This is a genomic window from Neobacillus sp. NPDC058068 (assembly GCF_042885335.1).
Classification (GTDB): domain Bacteria; phylum Bacillota; class Bacilli; order Bacillales; family Cytobacillaceae; genus Neobacillus.
Window position 1 is genome coordinate 22813 of record NZ_JBHVSI010000001.1, and the last position, 20151, is coordinate 42963.

Genomic DNA, 20151 nt, shown 5'->3' on the forward strand with positions numbered 1-20151 from the left:
TAGAAGTTGAACTAAAAATGGAGGTTTTTTTTCAGGATGACCAAAAAAGTAATGGCATAAACTATAAATTGGCCACTGAAATAAGCGTATTTTTTATCCCGGAAAAATATTTAAGGGAATATTGTGAAAAGTTACTTTATCCCCTATAGTAAAATGGTACGGAATATTCCTTAGGGGGAAGAAAGATGAACAAGAAACCAATTATTGGCATAACAGGTGCATATATAAGCCATAACAAAAATATGGAAGGGGTATATGTGCACCATGATTATCATCGAAGTGTTGCCGCTAATGGCGGTATACCAATTATCCTTCCTTTTATTAACCCTGATATGTCGTTGGAAACACTACCAATATGCGATGGAATTATCCTCAGTGGGGGAGAGGACGTCGATCCAATATTTTTCTATCAGGATCCACACCCTCAGCTAGGTCAGGTCATTCTAGAGAGGGATTTTGCAGAGTTAGCTATTGTGGAATACGCCCTAAAAAATAATATTCCACTGCTTGCGATTTGCAGAGGTATTCAAATATTGAATGTAGCCCTAGGTGGAACATTGATCCAGGATATCCCGAGTCAAGTCAAAGACTCCATCCAACACACACAGAAGATAGATAGATATAGGGATTCCCATTGGGTGACTATTACCAAAGATAGCAAACTATTTCAAATAGTAGGTTCTGAACGAATAAGAGTTAATAGTCTGCATCATCAAGCAATTGATACTGTAGCATCCGATTTACGAATCGTCGCACAGTCATCCGACGGGATCATAGAAGCTGTAGAGTATATCAATCCGGCCGCATTTATGATTGGTGTTCAGTGGCATCCTGAATCGATGGCAAGTACAAACCAGGCCATGAATAATTTGTTTGCGGAATTTATTAAAAGCTGCCCAAAGCGATCGGATTCGTAATGGTTGAGAGCAGGCCAATGAGAAGAAGGGAATCTCAATGATTGCCTTCTTCTTTTAATATTTCAAGAAGATTATCCGCGCTCTATTACATGCACCCCTTGATAAAATACCTTCTTAATCTTATCAACCTCCGTGATCTCGAGCCCAATTACGAAAGATAGGAAGAAAATAACTTAAGACCTTTGGTGCTATTGTGATAAAATGTTAGAAAAGTTATCTTAACCAAGGGGGATAAAATGGGGAAGCATAAAATATTAGCTGTTTTGGAAAAAGAATTAGTTGTTGCCCTTGGCTGCACTGAACCAGTAGCTATTTGCTTAGCTGCCGCAACGGCAAAGAGCTATGTAAATGGACAAATACAGGCAATAACGGTAAAAGCTAGTGGAAATATCATTAAAAATGCAAAATCCGTTGGAATTCCTGGCATGTCGGCTAAGGGTCTTGAATTCGCGGCTGCCCTCGGAGCGGCAGCTGGGAACCCGGAAAAGAAATTAGAGATTTTAGATGGGCTCACAATGGAGGATCAACAGTCGGCATTAACGTTAATTGAGGCGGGGAAGGTAACTGCCGGCCAAGCGGATTCACCAAAAAGACTTTATATTGAAGTCATAGTGGAAACAGATCAGCAGACTGCTAAAGTAGTGATCTCGGATAATCATAGCAATATCACTTTAATCGAGGTAGATGGGAAAGCAGTATACCTGGGCGGATGTGAGAATATCGGAATCCAAACAGATGAAGAGGAATTGGAAACACTTACAATTGATGAAATCTATGATTGGGTTTTAACTGCGGATCTTAACGACTTAACGCTTATAAAAAAGAGTATCGTACTTAATAAAAGGATTGGCTTAGAAGGGCTTTCTGGTAATTATGGTCTAAATGTTGGTAAAACGATTAAGGAAAATGTGAAAAAAGGAATTCTATCCGATGATTTAGCCACCGTGGCCATGTCACTTGCTGCCGCTGGCTCTGATGCCAGAATGGCGGGTTCGACACTCCCAGTGATGGCGAATACGGGGAGTGGAAATCAGGGTATTGCCGTTACACTTCCTGTTGTCGCCGCGGCAGAAAAGCTGCAAGTATCCGAGGAGAAGATGATTCGCGCGGTTGCCTTAAGTCATCTAATCACCATTCATATCAAATCCAAATTTGGCCGTCTCTCTGCGTTATGCGGTGTTACGGCAGCAGGGATGGGTGCGAGTGGTGCGATTGTTTATTTGCTTGACGGGGGTCTTCAGCAAGTTAAAGCGGCGATTCAAAATACAATCGGAAACGTATCCGGTATGATTTGCGATGGGGCTAAGGCAGGTTGTGCCATGAAAGTGTCGACTTGTTCAAATGTCGCCGTACAATCAGCTTTGTTGGCTCTGAACCACCAAGAAATAAAATCAACCGATGGTTTTATCCACGACGACGTCGAAAAAAGCATCGAGAGTTTCTGCAAACTCGGAAATGAAGGAACGAGGCAAACGGATGATCTTATTTTAAAATTAATGATGGAGAAATAATAGGAGAGTATTCAATATATTTGAACAGAAGTCGGTGGTCCTTAGCCGGCTTTTTTTGTGTTTGAGCAGCCGCAAGAATAGTAAGAAAAAGCTAAAATAAATTCTCTAGATTCTATGCTCACAAAGCCTAGTGAATAGTGTTTTTTTTCGCATAATGGTTTAAGATAGAATTGGGGGTGTTAGTATGCAGGATTTTATTTTTCAAAACAGTACAAAGATTATATTTGGCAAGGAAAAAGAGCATTTAGTCGGGCAAGAAGCCGTTGTTTACGGGAAAAAGCTTCTTCTGCATTACGGCGGGGGCCGCATTAAACAAAGCGGCTTATATGACACGGTTGTAAAGTCACTACAGGACCAGGGAATTGAAATCATTGAGTTAGGCGGAGTTCAGCCCAATCCTCGAGTAAGCCTAGTTCGAGAAGGTATTGCCCTTTGTAAGGAGCATGATATCAACTTTATTCTCGCTATAGGCGGCGGGAGTGTGATTGATTCTGCCAAGGCGATTGCAGCCGGAACAAAGTATGACGGGGATGTTTGGGACTTCTTTACCGGGAAAGCAGCTGTTACCGAGTGTTTGCCAATTGGTGTGGTGCTGACGATCCCAGCGGCCGGCAGTGAATCGAGTTCAGGCACTGTTATTACGAACGAGGATGGCTGGTATAAGAAATCATCAGGACATAATACAATGAGGCCTCAGTTCGCCATCCTAAATCCGGAGCTTTCATATACATTGCCTGCCTATCAAACTGCCTGTGGTATTACCGATATGATGGCACATATTTTAGAAAGATACTTTACTAATGAAAAGAATGTGGATCTAACTGACCGCTTATGTGAAGCTGCTTTAAGAGCGATCATCCATAATGCCCATACTGTTTTAGACGAGCCAACAAATTATGATGCAAGAGCTGAGATTATGTGGTCTGGGACAATTGCTCATAATGATTTGTTAGGGACTGGAAGAATTGGTGATTGGGGAAGCCACGATATCGAGCATGAAATAAGCGGTATTTACGATATTGCACATGGAGCCGGTTTAGCGATTATTTTTCCGGCGTGGATGAAGTATGTTTATAAACATGACGTCAATCGTTTTGTCCAATTTGCCAACCGAGTATGGAATATCGAAATTGATATGAACAATTTAGAAAAAACCGCCTTAGCCGGGATTAAGAAAACAGAAGAATTCTTTAAGTCAATTGGCATGCCGATTACCCTTAAAGAGGCTGAAATTGGTGAAGAACACCTAGAGGAAATGGCTAAAAAGGCAACAGAAAACGGTCCATTAGGCAACTTTATCAAGTTATATGAGGCCGATGTCTATCAAATATATCAAATAGCAAAATAACCATGCAAAAAGCCTCGCATACATAAATTTGAATGTAGCGAGGTTTTTTTTGTGATCAATCGCTTGATAAAAAAATTTATAATATTTCGATGATTAATAGTATAGTATAGTTAAACCAGTAACTTAAAATATTTAGAAGTGAGGTAATGAAATGCGTAAGGATTTTTACGTAAATAATCGTAATCGTTTATATGAGAAGCTTGAAGACCGTTCACTGCTTGTTTTGTTTGCTGGAAAGGCTCCGCAAAAATCGGCAGATGAGGCCTACGGATTTGTGCCAAATCGAAATTTTTATTACATAACAGGAATTGACGAACCAAATCTTATCTTTTTAGCCTATAAAACAAATAATCAGGTAGAAGAATATCTTTTTATCGAAAAATCAGATCCTGTAATAGAAAAATGGATTGGTAAATCTATCTCAAAAGAAGAGGCTGCCGAAGTTTCCGGGATCGGGAATATCCAATTTATCGAACAATTTGAACCATTTTTATCTCGAATCCTATTTACTAATTCACTTTCGAATACCTATTTAGATCTTGAAAGAAGAGAGCTAGATCAAATAACGACGAAGGCACAACAATTTGCAACTAAAATCCAGGCGAATTACCCATACCTGCAAATGAAAAATGTTTATCCGGAAATTTGTGAACTGCGCGTTTGTAAAACACCAGAAGAAATCGAAAAGATCAAAAAAGCAATTGATATTACCTATAAAGGTATAAAAAACCTTATGAGTCATGCGAAAACTGCAACGAAAGAATATCAACTTGAGGCTTATTTTGATTTTACACTTAAGTCAGAAGGTGTAAAACATTATGCTTTCCCAACAATTGTCGCAAGCGGGAAAAATGGGACGATTCTTCATTATGACAAAAATGATGCGAAAATTGAGGAAGAGAGTCTTGTTCTGCTTGATTTAGGTGCCCAATACAACTATTACAATGCGGATATAAGCTATACCTTTCCGGCAAATGGTACGTTTACTGAAAAACAAAAAACATTCTACAACATTGTTTTAAAAGCACTCAGAGAAACGACAGCACTGATAAAACCGGGTGTCCCATTTGCAAAACTGAATGAGCAGACAAAGAAGGTTTTAGCCGAAGAGTGCATCAAAGTTGGATTGATGAAGGAAGAAAGTGAAATCGGAAATTATTACTATCATGGTGTCAGCCACTTTCTTGGGTTAGATACCCACGATGTTGGCAGCTATAAGGATTTAATCCTACAACCTGGAATGGTGTTAACAGTTGAGCCGGGCTTATATATTGAGGATGAAGGAATCGGAATCCGAATTGAAGATGATGTGTTAGTCACCGAAGAAGGCCACGAGGTACTTTCCAAGGATATTTTCCGGTCTGTTGAAGAAATAGAAGCATTTATGAATCAACAATAAGAATATCGTCAACCTTTCTTACATTTAACAAATCGAGTAAGAGGTACATTATTTTAATAAGGGGATCTCTTTTTTTAAGAGGAGATTCCCTTTATTAATTTACAGGAGTGGTGTCCAAATGGATCCTAGAATTAAATGGAATCAAAAACACAAAGAACGGATAAATCAACTGGAAGAACCTGCACCGAATGCCAGATTAGAGAACCTTTCTTCTTATTTGCCGGGAGGGCAAGCTGTTGATCTTGCTTGTGGTCTTGGTGGAAACAGCCTGTTCCTGGCACGATTAAACTTTCAAGTGCGGGCAATCGATATATCTGATGTGGCTGTCAACTATCTCAAGGAAATAGCAGTAAAGCAAAAGCTCGCAATTTATCCTCAGTTATGCGATCTTACGGAAATAACCAACCTTAATTTGCAAAAGAATTCTATTAGTTTAGTTGTTATCACGAATTATCTTGATAGGTCTCTATTTCCATTAGTTAAGTCGATTATTAAAGAGAATGGGTATTTCTTCATGGAAACCTTTTATATGTCACCAAAGCATGAAAATCAAGGAGTATCCAATCAATATAAACTACAATCAGGAGAGCTGCTGGCCGAATTTGCAGAGTGGAATGTTCTTTTTTATGAGGAAAATGAACAAGAAGGGCGGCAAACTATATTTTGTCGGAAATATTAAAATTGACAAATAGGTTTTATGCACGATCTGACACTTTTTTCTCTTTCGACACATTTCATAATATATTAAGCAGAAACTGATATTAAGTGGTATAATATTGGCAATGAAACGGAGGTGATATAAATGGAGAAGCAGATTTTTACCCTATTACAGGAAATGAATAATAAGCTAGATCGTTTAGGTGGTACGTTAAATGAGCACAGCGGAATTTTGAATGAGCACAGCGGAATTTTGAATGAGCACAGTGGAATTTTGAATGAGCACAGCGGAATTTTGAATGAGCACAGTGGAATTTTAAAAGAGCATGGCGAAATTTTGAAAGACCATGGTGAAATTTTGAAATCGTATCGCGGTATCTTAGATAGCCATAGTGAAACCTTTAAAGAACATGGTAGAATCTTAAGCGCCTTGAGAACAGGACAAGAATTTTTAAAGGCAGAAATAAGTGAAATGAAACTTCAAAACGCTAAAGATTTTGGCGAAATGAAAGAACAATTAAAGAACCAAGAAGACAGCATCGAAATATTAAAAGAAGAGACATGGAATAATAAGAAAAGTATCTTAAGAGTTCAAAAAACATTGGGGCTTTCCTAGCATCTAATTAACACTGAATAGCATAGTGAAAAAAGTGGGGAAAACAATAGGAACGATATCCATGTTTAAATAAGCAGAAACTCCTCAGATGTATTACATCTATTACAGCTTCAATTGAAATCCCCATTCAAGCAGCCAGACAAGCGCTGCAGTAAAAATTCCGAGTGAGAGTCCAAGTACCAAAAAAACGTCAGTAAATGGCGTTTTTTTTTTGAATAAAAAAACTCTCCTTAATTACTAACTGCCATATATCAGTGAAAGTCGTTTTTGTCAATGATATCCTGTAAATCAGGTTGTATTTCAAAAATTTTAATAAAAAGTACTGGAAATTTTTATCACACTGTTATATAATTGCGATATAATAATATATCTGTTGTATAACAATTTGAATTTACTAAATGATAAAATAAAGGAGAAGAGAGCATGATAAAAATCGACTCGATTGCACGGAGAATATTAGGTTGGAAGTTAAATAGATGGGATCGTTGGTATGATTATGAAAAGGGGATTTTCATTCATGAGTCTGAGTTTCAACCAGAGAAAAACCTTGAACATGCAATGCTAATTGTTGAGCGATTAGAAGAATTAGGATTTACTTATACAATTAAAGGGTTTTCTAAGGTTTGCTTTAATGATATTTGTTCAACTGGGGAGACGTTGGCACAAGCAATTACGAATGCCGCCTACTCAATCGTCGAACTAAGTTCCATCCCTGATCACACAAGAATATGGCAGAAATTATGTTAAAAAAATAGTGCCAGGAATTATCCAGCATTCGGATGGTTCCTAGCACCTTTTTATTTTGCATAAAAGTTTTCTGTATAGTAGGGCTGTGATTGATCATTAAAGGCAACGCCTACTCCTAAATATTTATATCCATCACGCAATATATTTTCACGGTGGCCAAGTGAGTTCATTAAACCTTCATGGGCAAAGATGCTGCTAAATTGTCCATAAGCAAGGTTCTCCCCGGCCAAATGAAAGATGATATGATCCTCTTTCATCCGATCAAATGGTGATTGACCTTTACGATTTGTATGATCAAAATACTGATTGACTGCCATATCCGTGCTATGTTTGCGGGCTGTTTCTTTGACATCGTTATCCCATGTTAGGATGGGGAGCCCGTGTTCAACGCGTGCAGCATTCGTTAAATCGAATAACTGGTATTCAAATCCTTCTTTCAAAACCGGACTTGCCGCGGTGTAAAGTTCACGTTTCTTTTGTTCCGTGTCTTTATTGATTAATTGCATTGCTGTAACCGTATTGTTCTCGTGTTTATCGTAAAAAATAGTTACATAAACATCATCAAGCAAGAACACATCATTGTCGCTATTTTCCTGTAATTGATAGATCATCAAACCTTTTTGAATTTTGGTCAGTGGTTCCCCCAATGTTGCTCGAACACTGTCTTTCGAGCTTCCTAACTTGATCCCCTTTGCAGACGCAATTAAATCCTGGTTTGTGTAAAGGCCTGCTGCTTTACCTTTTTCATCATACATTACCATAAAAAAATCTCGATAATTGTCGTGGTAGGTATACCATTTAGCCCCATATTCGTTAAGGGAGGCACGGTTCGCCTGACCTAAATTGTGTTCAATATTTTCTTTAGTCTCACCAAGTTCAACATTATGAATAGAAAAGACTTGTCCAACCGGGGTTTTTAACGCTAATTTTTCTCTATCTGCCGGTTTTTCCTTTTGTTGTGATTGCGGTAAATCTTTTAACTTAAGATTAAGCTGTTCCCATAATTGTTGAATTTTTTCAGATAAAGTATTAATGGCAGCAAGAACTTCTGGGTTATCTTTGACGTCATTTATTTTAGATTCGACTTGACCAATTGCCGGTCCGTAATCGGAGTTTTCTATCTTTTGTTTAATAAAAGGTCCAGAAACATATAATATAAACAATAATGCTAGGATTGAAAAAAAACGCATCATAACCGTTTCCTCCATTTCTATTAGAATTGTAACCAATCTAGTTAAAATGTATAAGCAATATGCTTATAATGAATAAAAATAAACAGATGGAATCATTTTTTTCGCGAAGAGAACTGGTTTATTATATGATGAAGGTGAAAAGTGGAGTCTATTATACAAGGAAATAGGTGTACTATGCAAAAAATAATCATTATTGGTGCAGGAATTCTCGGTGCATCTACGGCCTATCATCTTGCAAAACAAAATGCTGAGGTAATCTTAGTGGATCGCGAGGACATAGGACAGGCTACAGCTGCAGCTGCCGGAATTGTTTGTCCATGGCTTTCGCAGAGGCGAAATCAAGCATGGTACAGGTTAGCAAAAGGCGGGGCTCGTTACTATCCGGAGTTAATTGAGCAATTAGAAGCAAACGGAGAACAAGATACAGGTTATAAACGGGTAGGGGCGTTAAGCCTTCATACTGATTTTCATAAACTAGAACAAATGGCAGAACGAGCACGAAACCGTCGGGAGGATGCAACTGAAATTGGCGAGATTAGGATTTTATCGCCTATAGAAACAAAAGAACTTTTTCCGCCGTTATCGGAGGAATTTGGCTCTGTTTACGTTAGCGGCGGTGCACGCGTAAATGGAAGAGCATTGTGTAAAGCATTGATTCGTGCCTCCATAAAGCATGGGGTTACTTTTCTGAAAGGGAATGCGTCCCTTGTTATTAAACAAAATCGTGTGATTGGAATTAAACTTGAGGATAAAACGCTGTTTGCTGATCAGGTGATTGTTACCGCAGGGGCATGGGGAAATGAACTTCTCCAGCCATTATGTGTTGATTTTTTAATAAAACCGCAAAAAGCGCAAATTGTTCATCTGGAAATGCCTGAAACAGATACTGGCTCTTGGCCGGTTGTCATGCCGCCTAATAACCAATATCTGCTCACACTTGACAATGGACGTGTAATCGTCGGTTCAACACACGAAAACGAGGCTGGATTTGATCCCCGCGTAACCGCTGGCGGAGTGAATGAGATTTTAGGCAAAGTATTAGAAACAGCTCCCGGTTTAGCGAATAGCACCTTTGTTGAAACAAGGGTAGGTTTCCGCCCGGTTGCCCCGCACTTTCTTCCAGTGGCAGGAGCTTTGCCAAATTATGAAGGGATTTTTCTAGCAAATGGATTGGGGGCATCTGGGTTAACAAGTGGCCCTTATCTCGGTGCGGAACTGGCAAAACTAGTGTTAGGAAAAGAAACAGAAATTGACTTTAGTAGCTATGATGTTGCTGGAGCGCTAGGGGGTTAATTTTTGAGAAAACGACCGCTATTAGAGGTCGAAAAAAACGGTAATTAAAATGAAAAAAATTGGACAGGATGGTGGAGGATGAAGTTTATTTGACGGTGAGGTGATCCATTCATGAATGAACCTTTTGAATATCCCGACATTTTTTATAACGAAGTGATACTTTATCTTGAAACGAAATGGGACCGGCGCTTAAATGACCATGAGCGCCATGTATTGGTTGAAGGATACCGCTTCGGAAGAATGATTGAGGCTGAAAATGAAATAAAAATCATGTTCGCCGAATGAAAGAAAAAAAGTGTAACCTTTTCCTAATAAATAAAGTTGGTTTTCTTTTTACTATTTTGAGCAATAAAAAACCATTTGACATTTCTAATGAAGGTGTTAACATTAACCATGTGAGGATATTATAACAACATAATAGGTGAAGTTTATCCGCTAGAGGTGCCTTTTTAAAAGGCTGAGATTGAAGTGCTACTTCAGGACTCTATGAACCTGATCTGGGTAATACCAGCGTAGGGAAGTGGGAACCATGATATTTGAAGATCAAATGTTTTTATTTCAAATTTTCAACCACTTTCTTAATCAAAGAAAGTGGTTTTTTTGTTTTTCACTTCAATCGAACAAAGCGGAATCTTCTTAAAGGGGTGACTTGTATATTAACTAGTGTAAAAGATAAAGAGTTACATATTATTTCAAACGGTAAAATGCCGATTGAGAAGCTTCGTGAAATAGTTACCGATATTCACCCATATGTAACCGCAATCCACTTACGAGAAAAACAAAAAACAGCAAAGGAACTATTTCAAGCAGTCAAGCTTTTAATAAATGTAAACATCCCACCTTCAAAGATTATTATTAATGATCGGCTGGATGTTGCCCTGGTTACAAGGGCCCGAGGAGTCCAATTAGCCTTTCATAGTTTAGATACAGCCATTGTTAAAGAATATTTCCCACAGCTCATGATAGGTAGTTCAATCCACTCCTACAGAGAAGGACTTGAAGCAAAAGAGAAGGGCGCAGATTACGTGATTTACGGCCATGTCTTTCCTTCTCAATCAAAACCAGGTATGGGCCCTAAAGGGTTGGAGGAATTATCAAGGCTAACACAATTGGACATTCCAGTTATTGCTATCGGAGGCATAACAGCTAAGAATACGGGGCAGGTACTTCAGGCAGGAGCAAAAGGGGTCGCTGTCATGTCGGGGGTTTTAGAAGCTGACGATCCACTAAAAGCAGTAAAGTCCTATATAAATGTATTAAAAGATGGAGGTGGATAAGGTGGGAAATTTATTTGATGTTGCCATAATCGGAGGAGGAGTTAACGGATCCTCAATAGCCTATCAGCTATCAAAAATGGGAAGAAAAGTAATCATAATTGAGAAGGGCCGATTGGCTTGCCAAGCGTCAAGTGCGGCTGCTGGAATGCTGGCAGCACAAGCGGAGATTGAACAAGATGGTCCTTTATTCCAGTTAGCTTTAAAAAGCCAGGCAATGTTTGCGACTCTCTCAAGTGAGTTATTTGAATACACTGGAATTGATATCGAGTATGTAAATAAAGGAATGTTAAAAATCGCCGAAACGGAGCAACTAGCATTCGAAGTAAAAAAGCAGGTCATCTTTCAAAGGAATTGGGATCCAACTATAACATGGCTTAACACTAAGGAAATACGTGAAATGGAACCGTCTTTATCACCAAGTGTTTCAGGAGGGATGTATCTCCCTAACGATGGGCATGTGCATCCAGCAAAGTTGACAAAAGCGTTTGCAAAAGCAGCTGAATATTTTGGAGCAGAAATTCGTGAACATACTGAGGTCGTTTCTTTCGTTTATGAAAACGGTCAGGTTAAAGGGGTTAAAACTACCAATGGAGTCATACATAGTGAACAAGTTGTCGTCGCCACCGGAGCTTGGGCTGCAAAATTAATGAGTGAAACCGGGATGGACATTGATGTTTATCCTGTTAAAGGAGAATGCTTTTCCGTCAGAACGGAAAAGCCGATGATCAACACGACAATTTTTTCCGACAAACGATGTTATCTAGTCCCGAAACGAAATGGGATTTTATTAAGTGCCATTACAGGGCAACTAGTAGCGGACCTATTAGCAGGTAGAATGCTGGATCAACCTTTGCTCTCAGCATTTCACTTAGAGAGAAAGAAAGAAATAGTTAGTTAGGAGGTACACCATGGAGATCGTATTAAATGGCGAGTTGATTCAAATACCAGACCATGTCGTATTTATTTCAGATGTGCTCAAACATTATGAAATCCAGGATAAGGTAGTTGTCGTGGAAGTAAACGGCGAAATATTAACTAGGTTAGAACACCAAAGCACTAGATTATCAGATAAAGATCGAATTGAAATAGTCCATTTTGTAGGAGGCGGTTAATATGTTAAAAATAGGTCCATTATCCTTTCAATCTCGTTTGTTGCTGGGAACGGGCAAGTATCCAAGCTTTGAAATTCAAAAGGAAGCAGTGGAAGTGTCCCAAGCAGAAATCCTCACATTTGCGATTAGACGAATGAATATTTTTGAAGCTAGCCAGCCGAATTTTTTAGAACTTCTGGACACTAATAAATTTACACTTTTGCCAAATACAGCCGGAGCCAAAACAGCAGCAGAAGCTGTCCGGATCGCCAAACTTGCAAAGGCTTCAGGCCTATGCGATATGATTAAAGTCGAAGTGATTGGCTGTGATCAAACATTACTTCCTGACCCAATTGAAACGCTAAAAGTTACAGAAGAATTAGTGAAGGAAGGATTTATTGTTCTCCCTTATACATCCGATGACGTGGTTTTGGCAAGAAAGCTTCAAGAAGCGGGCTGTCATGCCGTCATGCCAGGGGCATCGCCAATAGGATCTGGTCAAGGTATCATCAATCCCGTAAACCTTAGCTTTATTATCGAACAAGCCGTCGTGCCTGTTATTGTGGATGCCGGTATTGGCTCTCCAGCCGATGCTGCTTTGGCGATGGAATTAGGAGCAGATGGTGTGTTATTAAATACGGCAGTGTCCGCGGCAAAGGACCCGATAAAAATGGCGAAAGCAATGAAGCTGGCGATTGAAGCTGGACGATTAGGCTATGATGCAGGAAGAATCGAGAAAAAGAAATATGCGACAGCAAGCAGTCCAAAGGAAGGAATGAGTATCGGGTGAATAATCGGTATTCACGTCAAGAACTATTTTCCCCCATTGGAAAAGACGGTCAGAAACAGATTTCTAAAAAGCATGTACTTATAATAGGAATGGGAGCACTCGGAACTGGAAGTGCTGAGGCACTCGTCCGCGCCGGAATTGGTAAACTAACGATTGTTGACCGTGATTATGTGGAATGGAGCAATTTGCAACGGCAGCAGTTATATTCAGAAGAAGATGCCAAAAACCGAATTCCCAAAGTCATAGGGTCCCAATATCGCTTAGCAGCCATTAACTCTTCGGTGGCAATTGAGGCAATCATTGCGGATGCCTCAGCTATAGAGCTAGAAGACTGGGCTAAAAAAGTGGATCTAATAATTGATGCAACGGATAATTTCGAAACAAGAATGATCATAAACGATGTATCCCAAAAGGTGGGTGTCCCGTGGATTTACGGGGCTTGCGTTGGAAGCTACGGCATCTCCTACACAATTATTCCTGAAAAAACACCTTGCTTTTCTTGTTTAATAGAAACAGTTCCTCTAGGCGGATTAACCTGTGACACAGCTGGAATTATTAGTCCTGCTGTTCACATGGTTGTTTCTTACCAAGTAAGTGAAGCATTGAAAATTTTAGTCGGCGATTTCGATTCATTACGAAACAAACTCGTTTCCTTTGATTTATGGAAAAACCAAAATAGAGCGATACAAGTAGATAAATTGAAAAAAGGGGATTGTCCCTCTTGCGGGATCCAACGTTCCTATCCTTATATATCATTTGAAAATCAAACAAAAACAGCAGTACTATGTGGCAGGGATTCTGTTCAGATCCGTCCCTCCATTCCAACCGTGCGTGATTTGGAAGCGTTAGAAAAAATATTGGCGAAACAGAGGGGGACTATCCAGCGAAATCCTTACCTTCTATCATATACGGAGAATTCCCACCGCTTAGTACTTTTTAAAGACGGAAGGGTACTAGTGCACGGAACGAAGGATATTTCCGAAGCAAAGGCGCTATACCATCGATACTTGGGCTAATCACTACGAAACAACCGCTGCTCCATGGAGGTAGCGGTTGTTCCATATTTTCAAGCTGGTATAGTAGAATTAGGATAAAGATACAAAGGCTTTAGTTTTGAAGGGAGCGGGAATAATGAGCGATAAGAATAGTTTGCTAGATGCGTTTAAACAAACAAAATATCAAGTGAATGGTCATGGCGCTAGAAATGTTCAGGTTCTAAAAGAGGTATTCAACGACTTGGAAGGACAACTGGAAAGCGAGATGTATGGGAAGGGAAAAATAATCGAAGACTTCGAGGAGAAAATGGCCGCAATTTTAGGGAAAGAGTCGGCGGTGTTTTTTCCGAGCGGGACGATGGCCCAGCAAATCGCCCTGCGCATTTGGTGTGATCAAAAAGGGATAAGAAAGGTAGCCTATCACCCGTTGAGCCATTTGGAGATTCATGAGGAAGATGGGTTAAAAGAATTGCATCAAATTGAATCCATTTTACTGGCAGATAAAAACAGAGTGATTGAATACGATGACGTGACGGGAATGAAGGAAGAAGTCGCCTGTCTATTGCTGGAATTGCCGCAACGGGAGATTGGCGGACAGCTCCCTGAATATAAAACGCTTAAAGCAATCGCCGCTTATTGTAAAGAAAAAGGAATCAAATTACATTTGGACGGTGCACGGCTCTTTGAAATTCTGCCGTATTACGAAAAGTCGGCCGCGGAAGTTTGCAGTTTGTTTGATAGTGTCTATATTTCTTTTTATAAAGGTATCGGCGGGATTGCCGGAGCCATTCTTGCGGGGGATGAAGCCTTTACTGAGAAATCAAAAGTATGGAAACGACGTCATGGGGGAGATTTAATCAGTCTATATCCCTATTTCCTAAGCGCAGACTATTACTTTGAAAAACGGAATGGCAAAATGAAAGAGTATTATGAAGGAGCAAAAGAACTCGCTCAATTCTATAATCAATGTTACGCTGTTTCAACCAAACCGCAGGTGCCTGTCTCTAATATGTTTCATGTCCATTTTGATACACCGAAAGAGGATATGGAACGGATTTTAGCAGAAATCTGTCAGGAATCGGGCATCGGCTTATCCAGCTATGTAAGAGAAGTAGCAAACTCTACCAGTTATTTTGAAGTAAGCGTTGGTGATTTATATACGAATCTTCGGCGTGAACAATTAATCGAAGTGTTTAACTTACTGGATGAGAAGATGAAAAAACGATAAAAATGTCCGAAAGCTGAAAAGGATTTGGTCCTGGAAATGAAATTGAAGCTGGGATGTAAAAACAATATAAATACCAAAAGTGCCAGGGTCCAACCGGAAAATTGTATGGTGCCTGGCACTTTTTTTCTTATTCTCTAATTTTCTTTTCATTCTCCAATTTATCAATTTTTTTCCGCAAAGGTATGACCAAAAATAAGAGAAGCAGCACAACGAATGAAAATGAGACAATAGATAGATAGCTATTAATTGGTGGACGGCCTGTAGAAGATATCAAATTGCCCAAAAACAAATTGAGCAGTCCGATAAACATGTTTAATCCGATGACAAACCAGAATAATAGCATGATTCGTTTATAGTGCTTTAATTTGGAATCATTGTCGGAGTAGATGGTGAATTCACCATCTGCCGCTTTTTTTCTGAAATAAACCCACCGATGATAAGAGGTAACATGCTCTGCGCCCATTTCCTCCATAAATTGAATATACTCCTGACTTTCTAGATGATCGACTGGGTGTTCAAGCAATTCAAGCCTGTAAATGTATTCACCCTTGGGGGCATCCTCAAAAACATATTTACTAAAGGAATATTTTGTTAAAGCCAGTCCGTTTGCTGACATTTCATTTAAAAATTTTTCTTCCTTTTCAAAATCTACAAAGATTTTTCTGATAACACGCTTCATGACAATCCACCTCCTGTTATTTTGTTTCCATTTTTCAGGAGTTCGTTTAACCTTAATATTTCGAGCATAATAGTCTCTTTTCCGAGTTCAGTAATTAGATATTCCTTTTTACGTGATTTTTCTTCATAAGCGGCTACTGGTTGTATCCAGCCTTTTTCCAGTAAGGTATTAATCGCCCCATACATAGTGCCAGCTCCCAGTGTGACACGTCCATTGCTTAATTCTTTAATGTTCTGCATGATGCCATAGCCGTGCATCGGCTTATAAAGGGACAAAAGAATATAATAAACTGCTTCTGTCAGTGCACTGTGTTCCATATTTTCAGCCATTTACTCACTCCTAAACTATTACGTTTGACGATATATCGTTCACAGGTATATTATATCGGCTGCTGATATAAATTTCAACATTTGTTTCAATATTTTTTCATTGACGGTCTAACGGGTTTATATGTTGATAATCAGGTGAGGAATTTAAAAATAATTAATTTGTAAAAATTTTAATCACATATTTTAACTTCCATCATATATTAACTTCTGTGTGAGAAATCTTAGGAAAGAAGGATGAATATGAATAACATTCAAATCATTACCACAGGGAAAAATGAGTACAAAGATGGAGATAGTGGCTATAAAATTATTGAATTTAATGTATCAGACCCAACCGAAAATTTATATGCAGTAGTGACTCCTGTCAAAAAACAATAACAGAAAAAATCTCAAAATAGTAAAACTATCTTTTTTGTTATGATACATAGAAAGATGGTTTTTTTCTTTTATGAAAAGGGTCAATCCCCCGGTGTACTAAGGCTGTGGCGCACCGGGGGACTGACCCCATTTTCCCCCAAAACACCGTAAAAAAAGGTTTTTACAAGTTAATATGAATAGTTCGTTCTTAAAATATCAATATTTATTTCATGAATAATTCAAAGAACAGCTAATCAGCTTCTTCATATTTACAACATCCGAAATGATCCGCCGTAAATAAGCAAATGGGGCAAAATATGAGCGTTCAAAAATTTTCTCGACATGTAGTTTATGTCGCCCCGCTCATATAAAACCTATGGAAGAATTTTATGGTTTTTCTGGAAAGTAGATGGAGTAATTTACTTAAGCTAATCCCCAATAAAGCTTGACGTATGTATGTCAGAGAATTTCATTATGTCAAAAACTCTTTAAGGAGGCGTCACTTCATAAAAAATGTAACCTAGAATTCCTTTTTGTAAATTTGTAATATTCGACCTATTCCAACGACAAACGTTACAAGGTATAGTATGAAACTGTAAGCAGACTATCCCAACATCATTCGTTCACCTTCTAATCTAAACTTGCTTACCAAACTTTTGTTTTGGAGTGAAGAGGAATGACAGGTAGGATCGAAAACACTAGACTAAAATTAAGGACGAAATTGGAGTCCCTGTTTCAAATTTGGACAGAATGGATCCATAAACATCCATTCATTATTCGTATTTATAATATTTTTTCCTGGGTATCTTTAATTGCTTTCCTGATCAGTTTGATCTTCATGGAGGACTCAAGGAAGATATTCGTTCAATTTTTTTGGTCATTTTATGTAATTGTCCAATTTTGGTTTCTATGTCGCAGTAAAACTTTAGCTTGGAAACAATATACCTATTTCTTTCTGGCTGCTTCATGGCTAATTGTGCCGCTGAATTCAGTTATCGTTCTTTCGATAACTATAGTTTTCGGAGGTCAAGCTTCAGGTGTGTGGAGCCAAGCTTTTTTAACGCCAATTGCAGAAGAAGTATTGAAATTAATTCCGCTTGGAGTCTATCTTTTTTTATCACGCCGCGCCACATCCCTAAGCTTAAGTGATTATGCACTTATAGGAGCTGCATCTGGGGCTGGTTTTCAATTTTTAGAGGAAACAGGCCGCCGATTAATTTATGGAGGAAATTACGGGGTTACTTTCCTAGGGGGGAAGGTCATTCATTGGGATTTGTCCACCTTATTTCCGGGCTATTTTGAGGAAAGTTTTTTTCCCACGCGAATGTCAGCGGGGCATGCGCTACTGACGGCTATGATTGCGCTAGGGATCGGAATAGCTGTGAGATATAAAGAGAGGTTTACGAATTATATCTATATTCTTCCAGGATTCCTTTTATTTATGGCCATTTTTGATCATATCTTATGGAACGCGAGCTTTCAGGCACCCAAATGGCTCAAAGGTATTCATCATTTGCTAGGGAGCGGTTATGCTGCGAAACCAACTTTCTTACTAATGCTGATTGCTGCCTTGCTTATTGATTATTGGAAACTGAACTTTGTACGGGAGAAAATTCCTTTACTTGCTTCAGAAAAAGTGATAAATCCTTTTTCTGAATTATGGAATTTAACCAGTGCTCTAATAAAGGATAACCAGCGATTTGGTTATTTGATGTTTTTTTATCGTGAACGAAGGGAACTCGGTTTTACCATTATATATGGAAATGCAGAAGCAAAAAAACGTTTACCTGTTCTGGTTACAAACGTTCAGAAGTATTATCAAACGTTAACTCTCATCGCAGCAACTATATTAATTGCACTTGTTTTTGGGGGGGGAGAAAGTTTTTACAGCAGCCAGGATGCTTGCTTTGCTTGTTTATTTGATGGTTTGCAAAACTGGTGGGATCGACTATCAGGATGGGAAAAAGGAATCATGATTGCTGGTGCATTTGCTTTATCATTCCCTTTTCTCGGCGTCTGGTCGGCTATTGGTGCTGTTTCAATGGGGATGGGGGTTGTAGCTAGTGGCCAACAAATAGCAGATATTATCCGGAATCCAAAAAAGTTACTTTCACCTGATTATGCACTCGCAACTATTTTTACTTTGGGGTTAAGACGTTTTCCTTTTGGAAAGATTGCTGCAGCAAAAGTATTAAAAACTACAAAAGGGCTCACAAGACATGAATTTAGAACTAAAGGAGGACTCATTTATCGTACTACGCATGGAACTAATGGCGAACTACGTTCTGTTTTCGCAAAAATCGAAAAGGGTCATCTAAAAAAAGGGACTGAAACAAATGATGCCTCAAGAAGATGGGTAAGATCGCTTGGAAAACAGACAGACGATGCCGGTCATGGAATTGGTAAAAATCTTGGTGGTCTTGGTTCACGGTTCTCGGGGAATATTTTCCCGCAAAACTTGAGTATTAATCGAGGGAGATTCAGACAATTTGAAGGCATGATTGCAGAAGAAGTTCAAGCAGGTAAAACCGTTTTTGTTCGTGTTGTTCCAAAATATGCTAGTGGATCCACAAGACCTTATGAAATCTTTTATCATGTAAGAATTAATGGAGAGACCATCACGGGGGTTTTCAAAAACCCTTAATTTAATTTGAATGATGAATTAGAGGTTTATCAGAAGTATGATATTGCGAAGAAATAGGAAATGGTAAACTAGCTTTAATTATTGAAACTGGAGATGAAAAGAAATGGATAATAGTTATTTATTAATGGAGGATCATTCCAATCAAAAACAAATGGAAGGTGATTTATCATTTATTGGAGGTCATCCTTGTATACCTGCTTCAATGGAAATTCCAGTGTGCCAATTATGCGGTGCCGAACAAACCTTCTTTTTTCAAGTGGCCTTTCCGGAAGAACATATTTGGCATGGTTTTTCTATGGCAGTGTTTGCATGTACTTCTTGTGCTCATGAGGAATATCTTATCCCTGAAATGCTTCAAGATACTTTACGAGGTGTGGATATTCCAGAAGGCTTTTTAGAAGATTATCAGAAAAATTTTAAATGCAATATTTTTGAAACTAAAAAGGGTGTATATAGAGACTCGTACCAAGAAAAAATTCAATTTAAGCGATGGAAACAAACATCTACTTCTGAACCTAAAATTGCTAATAATAAACTTGGGGGACAACCGAACTGGTTATTGGGAGATGAAACACCAGCTACCTATAAGATTTCTGTTCCCATGCTTTTTCTTATGCAATTGATGGAGGATATTAAATTCGAAATCGTACAGGATGCTCCCCCGCAGATCAGACTAGGATTACGAGGCAATCCTGAGCCTTCGAAACACCATTATTATGAGCTCTTCCTGGCCAATAATATATATTTTTTTGGAACGAAGGAACGTTTAAAGCCACTTGTCTATGTTCTTACACAGATTTAGTTGCAATTAAATTTTAGATAAGGAAGGACAATAGTTGAATAATTCTATTCAGCATTATAATTATCATTAATGTGCAAATGGATATTCGATGATTAAGAAAAAACAAAGTGTAAGAATGAGCTAAATATTAGATGTAATCATTATTAACTGACCATTTTTTGCACACAAGTTAGACAAGATTAGTAATTAAACTTGTCTAACTTGTTTTTTTATGTAATTTTCATTTTTTTATTTTATAGTTTTACAACAAGAGGTTTAGGAATAAAACAAGAATTTTA

21 protein-coding genes and 1 riboswitch are annotated in these 20151 nt (G+C 38.6%); of the genes, 18 read left to right on the forward strand and 3 right to left on the reverse strand.

Features of this window, described 5'->3' with window-relative positions; genetic code table 11:
- Positions 1 to 185 precede the first annotated feature (185 nt).
- The 7 genes from ACFVSW_RS00115 (at position 186) to ACFVSW_RS00145 (ending at position 7195) form a co-directional block, all read left to right on the forward strand.
- On the forward strand, positions 186 to 917 hold the full coding sequence (locus ACFVSW_RS00115; RefSeq protein ID WP_387310887.1) for a gamma-glutamyl-gamma-aminobutyrate hydrolase family protein: 732 nt from the start codon (positions 186 to 188) through the stop codon (positions 915 to 917).
- A 236-nt stretch (positions 918 to 1153) separates the two neighbouring features.
- Positions 1154 to 2428, forward strand: a complete 1275-nt coding sequence (locus tag ACFVSW_RS00120) for an L-cysteine desulfidase family protein (RefSeq protein WP_387310889.1) — start codon at positions 1154 to 1156, stop codon at positions 2426 to 2428.
- 184 nt (positions 2429 to 2612) lie between these two features.
- Entirely contained in the window at positions 2613 to 3776 is a 1164-nt protein-coding gene (locus ACFVSW_RS00125; RefSeq protein ID WP_387310891.1) for an iron-containing alcohol dehydrogenase, read from the forward strand.
- A 151-nt stretch (positions 3777 to 3927) separates the two neighbouring features.
- On the forward strand, positions 3928 to 5175 hold the full coding sequence (locus ACFVSW_RS00130) for an aminopeptidase P family protein (RefSeq protein ID WP_387310893.1): 1248 nt from the start codon (positions 3928 to 3930) through the stop codon (positions 5173 to 5175).
- 118 nt (positions 5176 to 5293) lie between these two features.
- On the forward strand, positions 5294 to 5854 hold the full coding sequence (locus tag ACFVSW_RS00135; protein WP_387310895.1) for a class I SAM-dependent methyltransferase: 561 nt from the start codon (positions 5294 to 5296) through the stop codon (positions 5852 to 5854).
- 123 nt (positions 5855 to 5977) lie between these two features.
- The gene (locus tag ACFVSW_RS00140) at positions 5978 to 6448 is read left to right on the forward strand and encodes a hypothetical protein (RefSeq protein ID WP_387310897.1); all 471 of its coding nucleotides are present in this window, start codon (positions 5978 to 5980) and stop codon (positions 6446 to 6448) included.
- 423 nt (positions 6449 to 6871) lie between these two features.
- Complete coding sequence (locus ACFVSW_RS00145) at positions 6872 to 7195, forward strand: BC1872 family protein (RefSeq protein WP_387310899.1); 324 nt, start codon at positions 6872 to 6874, stop codon at positions 7193 to 7195.
- 50 nt (positions 7196 to 7245) lie between these two features.
- On the opposite strand, the gene ACFVSW_RS00150 is transcribed toward ACFVSW_RS00145, so the two are convergent.
- Positions 7246 to 8388, reverse strand: coding sequence for a CAP domain-containing protein (locus tag ACFVSW_RS00150; protein ID WP_387310901.1), 1143 nt, complete (start codon positions 8386 to 8388; stop codon positions 7246 to 7248).
- A gap of 174 nt (positions 8389 to 8562) precedes the next feature.
- On the opposite strand from ACFVSW_RS00150, the gene ACFVSW_RS00155 reads away from it, so the two are divergent.
- From ACFVSW_RS00155 to ACFVSW_RS00190, 8 genes are all read left to right on the forward strand, one after another.
- Positions 8563 to 9681, forward strand: a complete 1119-nt coding sequence (locus ACFVSW_RS00155; RefSeq protein WP_387310903.1) for an NAD(P)/FAD-dependent oxidoreductase — start codon at positions 8563 to 8565, stop codon at positions 9679 to 9681.
- 111 nt (positions 9682 to 9792) lie between these two features.
- On the forward strand, positions 9793 to 9966 hold the full coding sequence (locus tag ACFVSW_RS00160) for a hypothetical protein (RefSeq protein WP_387310905.1): 174 nt from the start codon (positions 9793 to 9795) through the stop codon (positions 9964 to 9966).
- A gap of 142 nt (positions 9967 to 10108) precedes the next feature.
- Positions 10109 to 10217: riboswitch (TPP riboswitch) on the forward strand.
- Positions 10218 to 10958 carry a thiazole tautomerase TenI gene (tenI, locus tag ACFVSW_RS00165; RefSeq protein WP_387310907.1) on the forward strand — a complete coding sequence of 247 codons (741 nt, stop codon included), beginning with the start codon at positions 10218 to 10220 and terminating at the stop codon, positions 10956 to 10958.
- A gap of 1 nt (position 10959) precedes the next feature.
- Entirely contained in the window at positions 10960 to 11856 is an 897-nt protein-coding gene (locus ACFVSW_RS00170; RefSeq protein WP_387310909.1) for an NAD(P)/FAD-dependent oxidoreductase, read from the forward strand.
- Between the two features lie 10 nt (positions 11857 to 11866).
- Complete coding sequence (gene thiS / locus ACFVSW_RS00175) at positions 11867 to 12070, forward strand: sulfur carrier protein ThiS (RefSeq protein WP_387310911.1); 204 nt, start codon at positions 11867 to 11869, stop codon at positions 12068 to 12070.
- Between the two features lies 1 nt (position 12071).
- On the forward strand, positions 12072 to 12839 hold the full coding sequence (locus tag ACFVSW_RS00180; RefSeq protein ID WP_387310913.1) for a thiazole synthase: 768 nt from the start codon (positions 12072 to 12074) through the stop codon (positions 12837 to 12839).
- Positions 12836 to 13855, forward strand: coding sequence for a thiazole biosynthesis adenylyltransferase ThiF (locus ACFVSW_RS00185; RefSeq protein WP_387310915.1), 1020 nt, complete (start codon positions 12836 to 12838; stop codon positions 13853 to 13855). The genes ACFVSW_RS00180 and ACFVSW_RS00185 overlap by 4 nt, the downstream gene beginning before the upstream one ends.
- Before the next feature lie 115 nt (positions 13856 to 13970).
- The gene (locus ACFVSW_RS00190) at positions 13971 to 15062 is read left to right on the forward strand and encodes a threonine aldolase family protein (RefSeq protein WP_387310918.1); all 1092 of its coding nucleotides are present in this window, start codon (positions 13971 to 13973) and stop codon (positions 15060 to 15062) included.
- 127 nt (positions 15063 to 15189) lie between these two features.
- Here ACFVSW_RS00190 and ACFVSW_RS00195 read toward each other — a convergent pair whose 3' ends face one another.
- A complete protein-coding gene (locus ACFVSW_RS00195; protein ID WP_387310920.1) occupies positions 15190 to 15741 on the reverse strand; it encodes a DUF2812 domain-containing protein in 552 nt (183 codons plus the stop codon).
- Positions 15738 to 16070 carry a PadR family transcriptional regulator gene (locus tag ACFVSW_RS00200; RefSeq protein WP_387310922.1) on the reverse strand — a complete coding sequence of 111 codons (333 nt, stop codon included), beginning with the start codon at positions 16068 to 16070 and terminating at the stop codon, positions 15738 to 15740. Before ACFVSW_RS00200 ends, ACFVSW_RS00195 begins: the two co-directional genes overlap by 4 nt.
- Before the next feature lie 240 nt (positions 16071 to 16310).
- Between ACFVSW_RS00200 and ACFVSW_RS00205 the strand changes: the two genes are divergently transcribed.
- The 3 genes from ACFVSW_RS00205 (at position 16311) to ACFVSW_RS00215 (ending at position 19873) form a co-directional block, all read left to right on the forward strand.
- A complete protein-coding gene (locus ACFVSW_RS00205; protein ID WP_387310924.1) occupies positions 16311 to 16448 on the forward strand; it encodes a hypothetical protein in 138 nt (45 codons plus the stop codon).
- 817 nt (positions 16449 to 17265) lie between these two features.
- Entirely contained in the window at positions 17266 to 19071 is a 1806-nt protein-coding gene (locus ACFVSW_RS00210) for a PrsW family glutamic-type intramembrane protease (RefSeq protein WP_387311637.1), read from the forward strand.
- Between the two features lie 103 nt (positions 19072 to 19174).
- Complete coding sequence (locus tag ACFVSW_RS00215) at positions 19175 to 19873, forward strand: hypothetical protein (RefSeq protein ID WP_387310927.1); 699 nt, start codon at positions 19175 to 19177, stop codon at positions 19871 to 19873.
- The last annotated feature ends 278 nt before the right edge of the window (positions 19874 to 20151 follow it).

Coding starts and splice junctions, on each gene's coding strand:
- ACFVSW_RS00115 (WP_387310887.1), top strand. CDS start 186: ATGAACAAGAAACCAATTATTGGCATAACAGGTGCATATATAAGCCAT.
- ACFVSW_RS00120 (WP_387310889.1), top strand. CDS start 1,154: ATGGGGAAGCATAAAATATTAGCTGTTTTGGAAAAAGAATTAGTTGTT.
- ACFVSW_RS00125 (WP_387310891.1), top strand. CDS start 2,613: ATGCAGGATTTTATTTTTCAAAACAGTACAAAGATTATATTTGGCAAG.
- ACFVSW_RS00130 (WP_387310893.1), top strand. CDS start 3,928: ATGCGTAAGGATTTTTACGTAAATAATCGTAATCGTTTATATGAGAAG.
- ACFVSW_RS00135 (WP_387310895.1), top strand. CDS start 5,294: ATGGATCCTAGAATTAAATGGAATCAAAAACACAAAGAACGGATAAAT.
- ACFVSW_RS00140 (WP_387310897.1), top strand. CDS start 5,978: ATGGAGAAGCAGATTTTTACCCTATTACAGGAAATGAATAATAAGCTA.
- ACFVSW_RS00145 (WP_387310899.1), top strand. CDS start 6,872: ATGATAAAAATCGACTCGATTGCACGGAGAATATTAGGTTGGAAGTTA.
- ACFVSW_RS00150 (WP_387310901.1), bottom strand. CDS start 8,388: ATGATGCGTTTTTTTTCAATCCTAGCATTATTGTTTATATTATATGTT.
- ACFVSW_RS00155 (WP_387310903.1), top strand. CDS start 8,563: ATGCAAAAAATAATCATTATTGGTGCAGGAATTCTCGGTGCATCTACG.
- ACFVSW_RS00160 (WP_387310905.1), top strand. CDS start 9,793: ATGAATGAACCTTTTGAATATCCCGACATTTTTTATAACGAAGTGATA.
- thiS (WP_387310911.1), top strand. CDS start 11,867: ATGGAGATCGTATTAAATGGCGAGTTGATTCAAATACCAGACCATGTC.
- ACFVSW_RS00180 (WP_387310913.1), top strand. CDS start 12,072: ATGTTAAAAATAGGTCCATTATCCTTTCAATCTCGTTTGTTGCTGGGA.
- ACFVSW_RS00190 (WP_387310918.1), top strand. CDS start 13,971: ATGAGCGATAAGAATAGTTTGCTAGATGCGTTTAAACAAACAAAATAT.
- ACFVSW_RS00195 (WP_387310920.1), bottom strand. CDS start 15,741: ATGAAGCGTGTTATCAGAAAAATCTTTGTAGATTTTGAAAAGGAAGAA.
- ACFVSW_RS00200 (WP_387310922.1), bottom strand. CDS start 16,070: ATGGCTGAAAATATGGAACACAGTGCACTGACAGAAGCAGTTTATTAT.
- ACFVSW_RS00205 (WP_387310924.1), top strand. CDS start 16,311: ATGAATAACATTCAAATCATTACCACAGGGAAAAATGAGTACAAAGAT.
- ACFVSW_RS00210 (WP_387311637.1), top strand. CDS start 17,266: ATGGAGGACTCAAGGAAGATATTCGTTCAATTTTTTTGGTCATTTTAT.
- ACFVSW_RS00215 (WP_387310927.1), top strand. CDS start 19,175: ATGGATAATAGTTATTTATTAATGGAGGATCATTCCAATCAAAAACAA.